Consider the following 13,982-nt stretch of genomic DNA (forward strand, 5'->3'; position numbering starts at 1 on the left):
CATCACCTCATGTCTTCCTATTTAATAACTATCTCTTGCTTCTCTACTTTTTCCTGCCGCAGCGCAACTTCCTTTAATTCTCCAACCTCTTTTATATCCTTGCGTATGCGCTTTAAGATCAGCCGTTCTTCCTTTAATGCCTGCATCTGCATACTATCCGGAACAGTTTCTAACTGCACATTTGCATATGCCACTACATCCGGATGCTTCAACTCCATAGTCTCGATCTGCTCTAAAACATCCTCAAACGCTTCATCAGAAAGTTCCTGGTTCTTTGCCTGCTCCTGCAGATCCTGATACCTCTGGATCAGTATTCTTTCTTCCGGAGCAAAGGATGCTAACACTGTACTATTCGCCTGTTGTCTGTTCTGCTCCGTGCGTATGGTCTCATTTATCTTTTTTAATCGTGCTTCCAGATCTTTCTCCCCCTTGATCGGATGCTTCATCAGATACTCACATTCCTCCTCCAACTGATGGATATGTAGTAAATCCTTGCGCACACGAACCTGATCTAATTCTTCCTGACGAAATATCTGATACATAGTTGCCTGTCTGATACGCAAGACCATAAATGCCTGATAGGTATTATCTGTTTTAATCTCTGCCATTTTAGAAACATAGACCTGACTTGCTTTTTCTTCCTCATGATGCATGATTTTTCGATCAATGTCTGCTGGCCGATATCCCACTCCCAGATTGTAATCTCGTCTGGCTTTTTTCGAACCTGGTGGCGTATATGCCAGGTATAAACCATGCTTTGCAGAATTTCCTTGCCGCACTTGATACCCCATCTTTTTCATTTCACTCATAAATTCTTCCCGACTATAGGATCTGGATGCAGCGGCATCGATGTCCGCCCGGATAATATCCGACCATACAATCTTTCCATCTTTTTGTGCCATATGTTCAACATAGGATTTTCCGATACGCTCACTTTTATCGTAAACCAGTTCTGATAGTCCATATTCTCTGCACAAACGATCCGTCACCGGCTGGATTCTTTTTTCCCAATCTCCATTTACATATCGATACTTATTTCCAACAATCCGATCAACAGAATTAAAAATAATATGACAGTGCAAATGATCATGATCGTTATGCACTGCGAAACAATACTCATAATTATCCTTTAAATATTCCTGACAAAATTGTTTTCCAAATTCATAGACTATTTTTTCGTCCACATCTTCATCTGGTGGAAACGAGATTACAAAATGATATCCTTGTCTGCCCCATTCTTTTTCAAACTGACTTTTTGTATCAATCATGGTCTGATAGATTTCTTTTTCATTATTTCCACAGTTAGAACCTGTCCAAAGACCACCTTCTGTTTTTTCCGGATTCATAATATAATGAATCGCATGTTGCAAATGTGCTGCTTTGTTTGTTCCTTTGCTCTCTTTCATATGTCTAAGAACAGTTACCGCCATTCATGATCTCCTTTTGTAATTCATCCAATTTTTCATTGCACTTTTCCATTTCCTGTTGCGCTTCTGTTAGAAAATCCTTTTGATAAAGTTTTATCGCATGTCCAATTTCTGCTCGCACCTGACGAAGCAAAAATAAAATTTCTCGATGTTCCGATTTTTCTTTTTGTTCTGCAAAAATTTTATCCCGAATAAAGGCAGATACATTTTTTCTTTCATCTAAAGCACCAATCATTTCAATCAATTTTTCATATTCATTTTCTGTAAAACGCACTGGAACAATCTTCTCTCTTCTCATAAATTTTTCTCACTAACTCAGAAAATATCCGTGTGATGCAACGCCTCTTTTGTGTCCAACTCATTCAAAAATTTTTGAAAAGATTCTTCATCAAATTTTCCAAAACGTTGTTCCATTTCTGCAACTACTTTTGCATTAAAGGCAACCTCTTCCTGCTCCATCATCCGATTTAGTTGATCTGTTAATAATTGTAATTCTGATTTTTTCTTTTTCAGTTTTGTTTTCATATTTTCAATCTCATCTTTTTTCTTTTCGATTTTATTTTTTAAAATTTCTGCTTCACTCATTCTTCCTTCTTCCTTTCATTTTGAAATAATTCTGTAAACATATCCCCCGCATTTCCGTTTTCATTTTTTTGCCTCTCGTTACTTTGACTTTTATTAAATTCGGATGCAGGTTTTTCGGAAAGCATCTCCAAAATCTTTTGCAATTTTTCCGACACATCCCTCTGTACTTCCATCGCTCTGGATTGATTTTCCACAAGCAGATCAAAGTATTGCCCCTGTGTCATACCCGGTGGCTTTTCCTTACACATCTTGGCGTAAGTCTGATCCGATACGCGAACCAAATGTGACATTTCATTCATCTCCTTTTCCTAATTAAATTGCGTACAAAAAAACCGCATCTCCTAACACTTTTTATGTGTTAAGTGACACGGTTTCTTATCTACTTATTTGTCTCTTCTAACATAACAGTATCTCATTATATAATCCAGTAGCATTTAGTAGCATTTCTCTCGCCTGTTACGCCCCTTGTTTACAACTCTGTTTACAGTTTTATCCTTTATTATCGCTATTTCGCACGTATCCTGTTTACAGAAGCATTTACAGATCTGTTTACAACTTTTTTGCCTTATATACCTGTTTACAGTTTTTAGGCTATTCTGTTGCGTCCTGAAAGCCACTATTTTAGCGTATTAGAACCAGTTTTTATCTCTGCATTGTTACATCTGCCTGTTTACAGCAAGATTTCCCCTTGTAATATTGCAAGATACGCATTTTGTAATACAAAATGCAACCTTGTTAGGGCGCACCCTAAGACCCCTTTCACACACAAACACACAGCATTTTCACATAAAAAATACTGCCAGGACCTGCACGGATCCTGACAGTAACTGTCTGTCCTATATAAAAATTATGACGTGGTTTTTATAGCGAAAATAGAATTTTAAGAGTTGCGTCCTTGATGCTTAACTCTGGATGATCGGATGCATAACGAAAGCCGGATTCCATGAGATTATCCGTATAAAGCATCTTCTTTACCAACGCTGTATCATCAAATTTCGGATTCGTTTTTACTTCGTTCCGCAAGATATTTTGAATCGCTTTTTTCGTCTCAATCTCACCACTGTTGGCAAATAAATTTTCCTTGGATGTGCGCATCATATCCTGAAAAAAACATTCATACTCCGCATCCAGTTTTTCAATAATTTTCTCTTTCATTTCTTCCATTATTGTTTCTCCTCCTCATACCATACCTCATCTTTTATTTCCTCACGGCTATACATACATGGTTTTATTTCTACATGTCTTTTTCCGGATTTTTCATCCTTTCCATATGCAAGCGTAAGGATCGTCTTATCCTGATCATCTAACTGAAAAAAGATGTCATATATCACATCTGCAGTATCTAAATCTTCATATTTATAATTCAAGGCAACCGCATTATCACAAAAAATATTGTGATCCATCAGATAATTATCTATCTCATTTTCGATCAAAAACGGATCCAAATCTGTTTTTGATGAGACTGCAGATAGATCTATATCCGGCGTGATAACCTCCTGTTTTTGTTCCACTGTATCTCTTTTATTTAAAAGATTTATGAGAAAAATTGCTCCCACACATATACCTATAATAAGAAGAACTTTCATCTTCATATGCTCACCTACTTTCCTTCGTTTGTATATTTTTCAAATACTTTCTGCGCCATTTGTTTACGATACGACAGGTTTGATTTTTCATAGTTAGGTCTGACAAATTTTGCCTGGAACACTTCCGCCGCCTTCTGTGGATCCTGCAGTTGTTTGAACTCTTCAAACGAAATATTGTCCGAAGGATCGTATTTACTTTTTGCATAACTTGTCCACTTCCACTGTGCGCCGCCATTTGCCTCCTGAAGCAAATATTCAATCTGTACAGATAAATCCTTCCAGTCTGTATTTCGATTTCTTCCTAGCGATTCTAACGCCTCTCGGCGCCCTTTCGTCCACTGTAGCAATCCAATACTTCCATCCTTTGACTCTGCAGAAGGACGAAGATCCGGAGCACCATGTGACGATTCCTGATACATATTTCCGATCACGCCTGCAGCCGCTGCGTCAGAAAATCCTGCCTGTTTCAAGTTCAGCCAGACAGATTCCTCATTGGTTCCACCTGTTAAATATGTACTGCTATATGCCGGAAAGATCCAGATATGTTTTGCCTCTTCAAATACAACGCCCCATTCGCCACCATCACTGTCTATCGTTGCCTGGTACTTTGCCCTGGATCCCGGATCATAAACAAAAACGCCATTGGATCCGGCACCGTAAAGCGCTATGTAATGACCGCCTCCTGCCGGATTATAATATCCACCACTAACGCTGACGATCACCGGTGATCCCTCTTGTATTTTCTTCTTAATATATTCCAAATCATATTTTTTTTTGCGACAACAGTTCTTATTCGGTCCTGCCATTTCCTCCACCGCACCCAGTTCATAATATTCAGCAAATTTATTAATTGCCTTATGTGAATTTACGGTATTATAGGATGCATCCAGATTTGCCATATCTGCCAGAATATTGGGCGTGATTGTTTCATTTTTAAAAAGGGACACAACCATTGCCATTGATGTAATACCACATCCATCTGACTTGATTGTACCGCCATTAAACGGTGTTGTTGCATAATCTGCCTGCGCATAATAGGGCATAATCCCGACATTCTTTGAATACTGTTGAGGAATACATACGACGGCTGATATAACCGACAGAATAATAACCGCAATCAAAGCCACAAGAAGAAAAGGAACTCCCAGCTGCGCCATCACAATCGCACCCAGCCGGACTATGAACAATGACTTTTCTTTTGCATTGGATAAAATAGCCGATTCATTTTCCCCTCCTGCTCCAACGGCAGCTTGATTCACACCCTTTACAATCCAAATAGTTTCTGCGGCAACCATGACGGCTTTTTTTACCGCCTGTTTTCCGTTTTTTTCAACAATCTCTTTTGCCTCTTTGGAAGACACTTTACTACCGGCTTCCTTATCCTCGATGGATGTGATTTTTTCAGGCATATTTTCAGAAGTCCCCTTCCCCACCGACGATGCGTTCTTGCCGTTTCCTGATTCCGTTTTACTACCTGCCTTATGCTTCTTTACTGTCTCATACCCCTTTGTGGCTGCAAGCATGGCACATGCCTGAATGAATTCCTTATATTCCGCCGTTGACCTGATTTGACGAAGTAAACGACTCTTTTCTGCTACAGGAAGATTTTTCCATACCTTATAGTCTTTGGAATCCATTTGATTCTCCATCTTAATCGCCGGCATTTCTTCTTCTAATTCTACGGCATCGATGCCGGATATATGCTGCAGATCATATAAAAGTGGTTCTTCCTTTTCCAGATCCTGATCTGAAAAAATTTCATCGCCAACAGCAAGTTCCGGTTCCATCAAGTTAAGTTCTGTCTCATCCTGTAATGCTAATTTCATGCATCTTCCTCTTTTAATCTGAAATACTCTACACCTGCAGAACTCTCTTGTAGAAGAATCCCTTCATGACACATTTCCAAAAGTAGTTCACGCGCCTCTTTTGCTGTGATATCTAATGCACCTGCAACATCTGCACTGGAGACGGCCACGATTTCTACAAGCGATCTTATCTTTGCTTTATCTCGTTCCCGAATACCTACCGCTGGTTCAAAGATTTCTCCTGTTGGCTGTTCAGTCTCCTCAATTTCCCTACTCTGTTCACTTTTCTCATGGAAATCTGTATTAAATGGTTCATAAAGCACGTTGTCCCGGTTCATCTTACAATCCAGTAAAATGACATTATTATTCCACACCATAACAGCATTTCCTTTTCCCTTGTTTGCTAGAGACTGATATTCTACCCTGGATAGCTTCTGTATCTCTGCCAATTTGTCAGCTTCAACACCTCCCTGGTCAAAGAATACCTTCATACCACTGTTCTGCAGCATATCACGCAAATCCGAATTTTCTAAGACACGTACCAGATTTTGCACTGCCAAGGTATTAATGCCACCGAACTTACGAAATGTAACAAATGCATTTAATAGGATTTTTGCAGATCCTTCATGGTCTGCGACCACCTGACCTTCATCCACGATAAAACGTGTAGCTCTCTGCAGCGTCTTGTTATATTCCATACGCATAGATAAATAATGCATTATCGTTGTCATAATGGTTTCCCAAAGGTCTTTCTTAATATTCTTTAGTCCGAACACGACAAATCTGTTATTGATCTCGACATTGGTGTCATGTGCAAACATGTCATAAGATCCTTCTGTAAATTCCTCCATGGAATTATAAATACTAAGCAGTCGCTGCTTATCCTGCTCATACTCCGCCTTTTGTAATTTATCCTGGATTCTTGCACGAATATCCACGATTGACGGCTGCTTTTTCAGTTTCTTTTGTGCAAATATTTCTTCATATATCTGGCGTACCACACGATCAATATCAGACCTGTGTTCCTGGGTAAACGTAATATTTGACATCATAGACTCGATTAGAGAACACGCCCATTCACTTTGCGAAGCAACAAACATTTCATGATCTTTCGCATTACCCTCCCATACTTCTTCCGATATCTCCATCGGATTCAGATGCATCGGACATCTGGGGGTAAAGTCAATAAATTGTCCTCCAAAGTAAGAACATACATACTCCATCTCATTCTGCGGATCGATCATCATAATATCATCATCTGTTTCCAATAATGGTTGTACGATCTCTGTCATTTTTATAAAGAAAGATTTTCCTGCACCGGTAGGCCCTACAATAAGACCATGTGGTGAGGTTAATTTTTTACGATTACCAAACACCAAATGTTTTGTCGTCTGATTCAGACCAAAGAACTGTCCTCCCGGTTCTACCAGATCCACCGCATAAAAAGGCTGCAGTCCCACCAGTGAAGACGTCAGAAAAGATCGCATATATGCTACTCTTCTGCATCCGGTCGGCAGCACGGTGTTAAATGCATGACGCTGCACATAATTCATCGTCTCCAGATAGATTTTCTCGCGCCTGCCCTTACTGATCATCTCATCCACTCGATCCGCCAAGATATCCTCCGTCGGCGCCGTGATCAGAATAAGCATCCCCATCAAAAGACAACTTTCATCATTATTATCTATCTGATTCAGATATCCTTCCAACTCCTCACGCTTTTTCGTCTTATCATAAGAAATGCCAGTAGCGATCTGATTCTTTTGTGTCTTCGCATCCACTTCCTGCGAAATAGCACGCTCATTATTGGCATTTGTTGATTGCAGTTTTGCATCCAGTACTTCCTTTTCCACCGGCGCATAATCAAGCGTCAATAGTGAAGGATAAGATACATCCGTAAGTGTATGAATAGCCGTCTCCTCGTTAATGGAAGATCCATATTTTCTTGCAAATAGGACCGAGACATATAACTTTTCATTTAAGACCATGAAGTTTTTATCCGTATCCATAGAATGTGGCAAAACATCCAAAAGTGTATCTTTTCCCGAAAAGAACTCCACCGGCTCCGTATCTTCATCCATATAGATCAGTCGTCTAATACTGGCTAGCCGTTGATATCCATCTAATGGCAGAAGTAAACTTCCCAGTTTTGTAAACAGATCTTCCAACTGTGTGTCCATCAGTTTAAAATAATTTCTCGCCTCCTCATAGCGATTTGCCCTGCAGGTGACCGTCAGATACATAACTTTCTCTACATCGTACATGTTTCCATCCCGGATCTTTTGCGTGATCAACTGTCGTATGCCTTCACTGATGTTCTGATATTCTCCCGCATTCTTATTTGAAAATATTTTAGAAATGAACTCATACATATTACGATACTCACTGGCTATCGTGATCTTGTAGTCCACCGTCATAAAACTAAAGAATGTGATCAGTTCCAGCAAAATGCTGTTCTTTTCACTTTTATCCTTTTTCTTATAGTTGATATCCGAAAATACGTAAACACGATCATATAGAGCTTCCCCCGGTCTGTTCTCAATCTTAAAGATACCTTCTGCATTAACATCTGTAATATCAAAGGCTTCTCTGACATTTTTCGGGAATCCTTTCACAAATGGATCCGTTTTTCTTGCACTGTCAGAAAATGCTTTACTAGGATTTAACCAAGGTCTCATCTTCTTTTTCCTCCCTTTCTTTTGTGCCGACGGTCGGCACGTTCTTCATGATGCTGCAAAAAAAAGATACGTTTCTTTTCGTACTGTTCTCCGGCAAAACACAAATCTCTACACATGTACGTATCATAAATAGCTTTTGCATATGCTATTACCGTAAGGTTATCCTGAAATTTGACAAACCCCATGGCAAGGGGAGGTATCATAATCGGAATGCCAAGATATACCGCTTTATCTGGTGCAATATGCAAATATTTCCACAACAGATACGTGCATCCAAGATTACATGCCAGTGCTGTACAAATGCTTACGATTTCAGGAATAGAAAATCCTTTCCATGCATCATTTTTATATTCATGCAAAAAATCCTTATTTAGTTTAAGTTTCATCGTTCTCCTTTCCGTGCCGACGGTCGGCACATAGTTTATCTAAGATCAAATGCCTTTCTCAAAAGTTCATCTGAATTTTTTATGAGTGATGTCATAAAAATCATGCAAATCATGTTATTAAGAGCCTGATAAAATCCATCAAACAGACCGCTATCATTGGTTTGTGAAATGATGAGACCAGAAATACCAGATGCCATAAGTGTTCCTATACGCAACCAAAAGGCTATTACAACAATCTGAAAACAATACGTAAAGAATGTTTTTATTGCTGCACGCCCAGTATTTGCCATCTCTCTGTCTCCTACAAAGGTAACTGCAGCCACCGGTACAGCGATAATGCAAAACAGAATATATGCCACACGCTTTAACACTGTTAGCAGGTTATTTCCAGCACATACTGCGCTTGCAATAAAATAAATGATACCAAGAACAAAATAAAATAACACTGTCCCTACATCTAATGTCGGATTGACGATTTTTAATGGCTCTGTACCCATGACAAATTTCGTTGCCATCGTTGCAAGGTTTATAAAATCTTCCATGATTGTCTGACTATATATCAAAAGTGTATTTGCGATAATAATTCGTATACCACCCTCTACAAATACTTCCAACGTCAGATTTTCTCTAAAATTGGTCGTCTGTTTCATAAAGCCGATCATAAAAATCATGTTAATGCAGGCTGCCCCGGCTCCTATGAACCAGGGCAGAATTATTTCTGTTGTCACCTGCCATGCATCCGGAAAAATTTCTTGCGGCGTCATGGTTATAATCGACTGTATCACTGTCATAAGGATATTCCATGTGGCACTGCCTCCGCTCCAGGCAATATCAATAGAATTTCCTAAAATTTGATCCATACCACCACTCCCCTCTGCTATGCTGTCAATCCGGCAACAATGGATGGAGCGATGGTCATAACAAGCCCTCCGACAATCCTCTTAAATCCCTGGGTCTGCTCCGTTCCATTTGGAGATTGAATTGCTGTACCAAATTCAAACACGCCCCACAAAAGGATGATAGAGCCAAATGATGAAATCAAGGCGACAATCATCGATTGAAAATTACCCATTGTCTGATTGACCGCCTGGGCACCTGCATTTTCTGCAGCTTTGGAAATAAGCGGTGCTGTCTGAAAAAAAACTCCTGTAATCATATACACTGTAGTCACTGCACGCTTCTTGATTTTTTCTATCAATCTTTTCATCCTATCTTCTGCCTCCTCTTTTTTTGTTACCTAATAATTTTCCAGTCAGAAATGCCCCTGGAACAGCAATTGCCAAAAAAATCATCCAGAAAAACAGTGACGACCATTTTGTATCTGGGATAACAAAGTTATTGATCAAAAATGATATGATAAGTGCTCCAATACCTACCAGTACGAGCACAACAACTGCTACCGGGTTTACTTCTTTCTTTCTCATATTTCATTTCCTCCGTTTATCTGTAGTTTTAATAGTTTCATCTTTTCTGCAGTCAGTTTCTGATTGGTCAACTGCAACTCTGCGTTCTGTGCTTCCAGTTCGGTTATCTTGGAAAGAGCCTCCTGCAAGCGCTGCTCCGTATCTGCCAATGTCTTTTCTGCATTGGCTTTTTCTCCCTCCATGATCTGCATTTTCAGAAATGCCGTATTCTGCTTACTCGATGCGCTGGATAACCGTTCTTCCAGATCCGTCTTTTGTTTCATATGTTCCCGGATGGATTTTTCCATGCGCACGACATTCTGCGCACGTTCGGCTAATTCATTCTGTACCGTTTGCAACTGCATTTCCTTTTCTGCTAATGCCGTTGATCGTGCAGACCATGCGGACTGTAAGCGCTCCATTACATCCAAAAGTTCCTTACCAAGACCATCTAATTCTTCCTGATTGTCTGCCATATTTTACTTCTCCTTCTTTTTCTTCTTTGGATAGAGATTCTCTACAACGATTGTTTCTCCCTTATCCTTGATCTCATAGCCGACCAGGACGTTACGCTTATCTTCCATACGTCTTCCTCCTTTCGCGCATAAAAAAAGGAAGCGCCCCACGCTTTTACACGTAGGGTGCTTCCCTATTACTATTTTGTCTCTTTTAACATAGCATCTCTTATAACTGATATCTAGTAGCATTTAGTAGCATTTGGTAGCATCTGGTAGCATTACCATCACTTTGCTTATACTACCTCTGAAACTTCTGCTCCATTCGTGCCCGATATAACATTAGTCGTAAGGTATATGCTGGCATATGACATTCTCCCTTTTCCCAAGCTTTGACTGTTCGTACTGGTACACCATAATATGCCCCAAACTCTGCCTGTGTCATCCCCATCTCCTTACGCATCTGTTTCACAGTCTTACAGATATCCTCTTTCGTCAATTCTATATCCTGATCTAAACATTGATATATACTTTCCATATGCGCCTCCTAATGAATCATTCTCCATATGTTTTTGGTACATATCATGTACCTTTTGTGTTTTAAAAATAGCACGAACAGGTTAACTTGTCAATTAGGTTAATTTACACTACCGGGTGTCGTTGGATGTTTGACAAATTCCATTTTCGATGTATAATAAAGATACAAAAAGGTGCTACCGATAGACGGTATGCCCTTAGGAATGTTTAAAAAAAGAAGTAATTCCTTTGGACGGGCGATTACTTCTTTTTCTTATGTGTTTTTCCGTAGGCAACGCCTAACTCAAAACAAGTAATTCCAAATGTCACAACGGACATAAAATCAATTACTGACATAAGCATCACCCTCCTTTGTATGTATTCTCTCATTAGAGAGGTTGCATTCAGAGGGTTTCCCCTCTTATATAGTTATGAAGAGGGCATAACCGCCTACCGCTTGCTTGGTAGCACCTAAAGAATTATAACACATAACGGAACATTCAACACCCAAAAGTGAGTTTTTATCTATCCCTAAATTTTTACGTATATTTGACTTTTGGATGCATACAATATATGATTCCATTAGGCAAAGAAAATATTATGTAGTTCAACGTTACATACGAACCCCACGATCTGAACCATCGTGGGGTTTTCTATTCCCGGGAGTTTAACAATTGAATATTGAATATTTGACAATCTCCATTTTCGATGTATAATAAAGATACAAAAGGGTGCTACCGATAGACGGTTGCCCTAAATTAATTGTGACGAGTGATCGCCAGTCTGGCAGGACTAATGGCGGTCACTTTTGAATTTCTCAAAAATTCTGCCGACCGTAAAGCCAGCAGAAAAAATCCCACCCATAAATGTGATGAGTGTCATGATTTCAAATACTGTCATTACGTTTATCCTCCGATACAATTATTTCTGCTCTAACACAGATTATGTAAACAGAGGGTCACAGTCCCTCTGAATGAGGGCATAACCGCCTACCGCTTGGTAGCACCTATAATATTATAGCATATAACTCAATATACAACACAAAAAGTAGGTTTTTATCCATTCCTATATTTTTAAGAATATTCGACTTTTGGATTCATACGATATATAATACTATTAGGCAAAGAAAATATTATGTAGTTCAAAGTTACATACGAACCCCACGTTCTGAACCATCGTGGGGTTTTCTATTCCTAGGAGTTTGACAATTGAATATTTGACAATCTCCATTTTCAATGTATAATAAAAGTACAAAAAGGTGCTACCGATAGACGGTATGCCTGATAATTTATTTGGTTATGATAACCGTCCAAAACTATGCAGGTTCATGGGCGGTTATCTTTTTGTCTTGGTGTTGCAACCAATCGCATAACCAAGACCCAAAAATGTAGCACAAAGCCCTATAACAGTCATTAGTGTTTCGATTGTCAACATATGTACGTCTCTCCTATTCGTCAGATTTCCACTTATGGATTTCTATTCGAAAAAGGCTAAAACTCCTTAACAAAAGCATACCGCCTACCGCTTGGTAGCACCTAAAGGATTATAACACATAACGGAAGATACAACACAAAAAGTGAATTTTTATCCACCTATAGCAAACAATATAATATTAATCGCCTTATAAATTAGCGACAATATAATCACACTACCGACTCCAAATGATATTTTAATTTCTAGCTTCTTCTTTTTCACTACTACCCTGGTTTTTCTTTTTCCAATCTTGACTTTTATTTTTCTCATTGACCATACCCATCCTTTCCTTTTATTGCTAATATGATGAAATCTGCAAAAAAACATTGCTCTCATAGTTAAATATGGGTATAGCCTGTGCAAAGCATGTCTCATCTGTTCTTCCGGTTGACAAAGCACCTATTAGGATGTATATTAAACACATCAAAAGGTACATGATATGTACCTAACGTCGGTACAATACGAAGGGAGTTATCTAACATGAAAAACAAACTTAAACTTATTACATTTACAATGATAGGCATTATGCTTTTTTCTGGATGTGGAACAACAAAGAACGCGACCAAAAGCGAAAAAACATATAATTACAATAAAGAATACCAGACAGCAGCAAATCATTTCGAGGATTGCATCCTTGATGATGATACATATGTTTCTTTAAAAAAGGATCTTTCTACCTACGAAGATAAGAATTTAAAGAAGCTATCCAAAAAGGATGCTAAAGCACTTAAATCTACGATAAAAGATATTGAGGAATACTACGAAGCCAGCGCCGAAACCATTCAGAATACCTTGGCACAGATTGGCCAAGTCTATCCAACGGATGAAGGATTCTATGATGATAATTTCAAGTCAACCACAACTGCTCTCTTTCAGGAGTTTAACACCTTATTTGAAGCCGGCCACTACAAAAAAGCTGCAGATAAGTTAAATGAAATCACATCATCTTATACATCCTACGTAGAAAGTAAAGGCACTACCGTGTCAGCTGATGTAACAGTAGATGCTAACAAAACAGCTTCTATCAAGGTTGTCATTGCATCAAATAAAAATTCGACTAAGGACAGTGCTAATAAAGGTACATCTGGTTCTACTTATACTGAAAATCCTGTTGCAAATGCCGGCAATAATGGGAATACAAATAATGCGTCTACCAGTAATAACAACGCTAGTAGTAATGGCACAATCGCCAACACTAATACTACTTCTAATGCTAATACTGCATCTACTAACAACAAAAACAACACTCCTTCTAGCAACACTGGTAGCAGCAATTCTTCTGGCAATATTAACAACAGTAACCATAATAGTAATACCTCTACTCCTGCACCTACACGTATCCCTTATTCTTGGACTTGTCCGGAATGCGGTGCAGTCATCACTGGCTATAAAGGCGAAGATGACAACGTCAATGAACATGCTCACATGCATACCGACGAAGAGGCAAATGCACAGTTATATCGCAGTCAAGCCCAGGCAGCATATGGGCAGGCGCAAGCCGATGCATTAGATGCAGGGCAACCTTGGAATACCAACATGCATGACTGGTGTCTAGCAAACGGCTGGGATGTTGATCGCATGAATGCAGATGCAATTAAATACGGTTGGGGAACTCTCTAATCTCCTTGATATTAAAAAGCCTATGGCATTGGTTTTACCCTCTGCCAT

The 13,982-nt window shown here is 39.2% G+C and carries 16 protein-coding genes; 1 reads left to right on the forward strand and 15 read right to left on the reverse strand.

Going from position 1 to position 13,982, the window contains the following annotated elements; translation table 11 throughout:
* Window positions 1–17: 17 nt before the first annotated feature.
* The 15 genes from H8R94_RS01625 to H8R94_RS01695 all read right to left on the reverse strand — a co-directional run bounded on the left by H8R94_RS01625 (window position 18) and on the right by H8R94_RS01695 (window position 12,584).
* A complete protein-coding gene (locus H8R94_RS01625) occupies window positions 18–1,430 on the reverse strand; it encodes a relaxase/mobilization nuclease domain-containing protein (protein ID WP_186853670.1) in 1,413 nt (470 codons plus the stop codon).
* Window positions 1,411–1,725 carry a hypothetical protein gene (locus H8R94_RS01630; protein WP_186853671.1) on the reverse strand — a complete coding sequence of 105 codons (315 nt, stop codon included), beginning with the start codon at window positions 1,723–1,725 and terminating at the stop codon, window positions 1,411–1,413. The genes H8R94_RS01625 and H8R94_RS01630 overlap by 20 nt, the downstream gene beginning before the upstream one ends.
* A 17-nt stretch (window positions 1,726–1,742) precedes the next feature.
* Window positions 1,743–2,012 carry a hypothetical protein gene (locus tag H8R94_RS01635; protein ID WP_186853672.1) on the reverse strand — a complete coding sequence of 90 codons (270 nt, stop codon included), beginning with the start codon at window positions 2,010–2,012 and terminating at the stop codon, window positions 1,743–1,745.
* A complete protein-coding gene (locus tag H8R94_RS01640) occupies window positions 2,009–2,302 on the reverse strand; it encodes a hypothetical protein (protein WP_186853673.1) in 294 nt (97 codons plus the stop codon). The genes H8R94_RS01635 and H8R94_RS01640 overlap by 4 nt, the downstream gene beginning before the upstream one ends.
* Window positions 2,303–2,873: 571 nt before the next feature.
* Window positions 2,874–3,176: a hypothetical protein gene (locus H8R94_RS01645; protein ID WP_186853674.1), complete on the reverse strand. Its 303-nt coding sequence runs from the start codon at window positions 3,174–3,176 to the stop codon at window positions 2,874–2,876.
* The gene (locus tag H8R94_RS01650) at window positions 3,176–3,523 is read right to left on the reverse strand and encodes a hypothetical protein (protein WP_186853675.1); all 348 of its coding nucleotides are present in this window, start codon (window positions 3,521–3,523) and stop codon (window positions 3,176–3,178) included. The genes H8R94_RS01645 and H8R94_RS01650 overlap by 1 nt, the downstream gene beginning before the upstream one ends.
* 89 nt (window positions 3,524–3,612) lie before the next feature.
* Window positions 3,613–5,424, reverse strand: coding sequence for a phage tail tip lysozyme (locus H8R94_RS01655; RefSeq protein WP_186853676.1), 1,812 nt, complete (start codon window positions 5,422–5,424; stop codon window positions 3,613–3,615).
* Window positions 5,421–8,081, reverse strand: coding sequence for a VirB4-like conjugal transfer ATPase, CD1110 family (locus H8R94_RS01660; protein WP_186853677.1), 2,661 nt, complete (start codon window positions 8,079–8,081; stop codon window positions 5,421–5,423). Before H8R94_RS01660 ends, H8R94_RS01655 begins: the two co-directional genes overlap by 4 nt.
* The gene (locus tag H8R94_RS01665) at window positions 8,078–8,467 is read right to left on the reverse strand and encodes a PrgI family protein (RefSeq protein ID WP_186853678.1); all 390 of its coding nucleotides are present in this window, start codon (window positions 8,465–8,467) and stop codon (window positions 8,078–8,080) included. The genes H8R94_RS01660 and H8R94_RS01665 overlap by 4 nt, the downstream gene beginning before the upstream one ends.
* A gap of 35 nt (window positions 8,468–8,502) precedes the next feature.
* Window positions 8,503–9,327: a hypothetical protein gene (locus tag H8R94_RS01670; RefSeq protein WP_186853679.1), complete on the reverse strand. Its 825-nt coding sequence runs from the start codon at window positions 9,325–9,327 to the stop codon at window positions 8,503–8,505.
* 17 nt (window positions 9,328–9,344) lie between these two features.
* On the reverse strand, window positions 9,345–9,674 hold the full coding sequence (locus H8R94_RS01675) for a hypothetical protein (protein WP_186853680.1): 330 nt from the start codon (window positions 9,672–9,674) through the stop codon (window positions 9,345–9,347).
* Between the two features lies 1 nt (window position 9,675).
* Window positions 9,676–9,891, reverse strand: a complete 216-nt coding sequence (locus tag H8R94_RS01680; protein ID WP_186853681.1) for a hypothetical protein — start codon at window positions 9,889–9,891, stop codon at window positions 9,676–9,678.
* Entirely contained in the window at window positions 9,888–10,346 is a 459-nt protein-coding gene (locus tag H8R94_RS01685; protein WP_186853682.1) for a hypothetical protein, read from the reverse strand. Before H8R94_RS01685 ends, H8R94_RS01680 begins: the two co-directional genes overlap by 4 nt.
* A 280-nt stretch (window positions 10,347–10,626) precedes the next feature.
* Window positions 10,627–10,863 (reverse strand): helix-turn-helix domain-containing protein, encoded by a 237-nt coding sequence (locus H8R94_RS01690; RefSeq protein WP_186853683.1) that lies wholly within the window; start codon window positions 10,861–10,863, stop codon window positions 10,627–10,629.
* A 1,562-nt stretch (window positions 10,864–12,425) separates the two neighbouring features.
* Complete coding sequence (locus H8R94_RS01695) at window positions 12,426–12,584, reverse strand: hypothetical protein (RefSeq protein ID WP_186853684.1); 159 nt, start codon at window positions 12,582–12,584, stop codon at window positions 12,426–12,428.
* A gap of 210 nt (window positions 12,585–12,794) precedes the next feature.
* Between H8R94_RS01695 and H8R94_RS01700 the strand changes: the two genes are divergently transcribed.
* Entirely contained in the window at window positions 12,795–13,934 is a 1,140-nt protein-coding gene (locus H8R94_RS01700) for a hypothetical protein (RefSeq protein WP_186853685.1), read from the forward strand.
* The last annotated feature ends 48 nt before the right edge of the window (window positions 13,935–13,982 follow it).

Origin of the sequence: Roseburia lenta (assembly GCF_014287435.1) — a bacterium.
Lineage (GTDB): Bacteria > Bacillota > Clostridia > Lachnospirales > Lachnospiraceae > Pararoseburia > Pararoseburia lenta.

What these genes read in the sequence shown, in the direction of transcription:
- H8R94_RS01630 (WP_186853671.1), bottom strand. Translation starts at nt 1,725, where the DNA reads ATGAGAAGAGAGAAGATTGTTCCAGTGCGTTTTACAGAAAATGAATAT.
- H8R94_RS01680 (WP_186853681.1), bottom strand. Translation starts at nt 9,891, where the DNA reads ATGAGAAAGAAAGAAGTAAACCCGGTAGCAGTTGTTGTGCTCGTACTG.
- H8R94_RS01695 (WP_186853684.1), bottom strand. Translation starts at nt 12,584, where the DNA reads ATGAGAAAAATAAAAGTCAAGATTGGAAAAAGAAAAACCAGGGTAGTA.
- H8R94_RS01660 (WP_186853677.1), bottom strand. Translation starts at nt 8,081, where the DNA reads ATGAGACCTTGGTTAAATCCTAGTAAAGCATTTTCTGACAGTGCAAGA.
- H8R94_RS01665 (WP_186853678.1), bottom strand. Translation starts at nt 8,467, where the DNA reads ATGAAACTTAAACTAAATAAGGATTTTTTGCATGAATATAAAAATGAT.
- H8R94_RS01625 (WP_186853670.1), bottom strand. Translation starts at nt 1,430, where the DNA reads ATGGCGGTAACTGTTCTTAGACATATGAAAGAGAGCAAAGGAACAAAC.
- H8R94_RS01685 (WP_186853682.1), bottom strand. Translation starts at nt 10,346, where the DNA reads ATGGCAGACAATCAGGAAGAATTAGATGGTCTTGGTAAGGAACTTTTG.
- H8R94_RS01690 (WP_186853683.1), bottom strand. Translation starts at nt 10,863, where the DNA reads ATGGAAAGTATATATCAATGTTTAGATCAGGATATAGAATTGACGAAA.
- H8R94_RS01675 (WP_186853680.1), bottom strand. Translation starts at nt 9,674, where the DNA reads ATGAAAAGATTGATAGAAAAAATCAAGAAGCGTGCAGTGACTACAGTG.
- H8R94_RS01635 (WP_186853672.1), bottom strand. Translation starts at nt 2,012, where the DNA reads ATGAGTGAAGCAGAAATTTTAAAAAATAAAATCGAAAAGAAAAAAGAT.
- H8R94_RS01700 (WP_186853685.1), top strand. Translation starts at nt 12,795, where the DNA reads ATGAAAAACAAACTTAAACTTATTACATTTACAATGATAGGCATTATG.
- H8R94_RS01640 (WP_186853673.1), bottom strand. Translation starts at nt 2,302, where the DNA reads ATGTCACATTTGGTTCGCGTATCGGATCAGACTTACGCCAAGATGTGT.
- H8R94_RS01645 (WP_186853674.1), bottom strand. Translation starts at nt 3,176, where the DNA reads ATGGAAGAAATGAAAGAGAAAATTATTGAAAAACTGGATGCGGAGTAT.
- H8R94_RS01670 (WP_186853679.1), bottom strand. Translation starts at nt 9,327, where the DNA reads ATGGATCAAATTTTAGGAAATTCTATTGATATTGCCTGGAGCGGAGGC.
- H8R94_RS01655 (WP_186853676.1), bottom strand. Translation starts at nt 5,424, where the DNA reads ATGAAATTAGCATTACAGGATGAGACAGAACTTAACTTGATGGAACCG.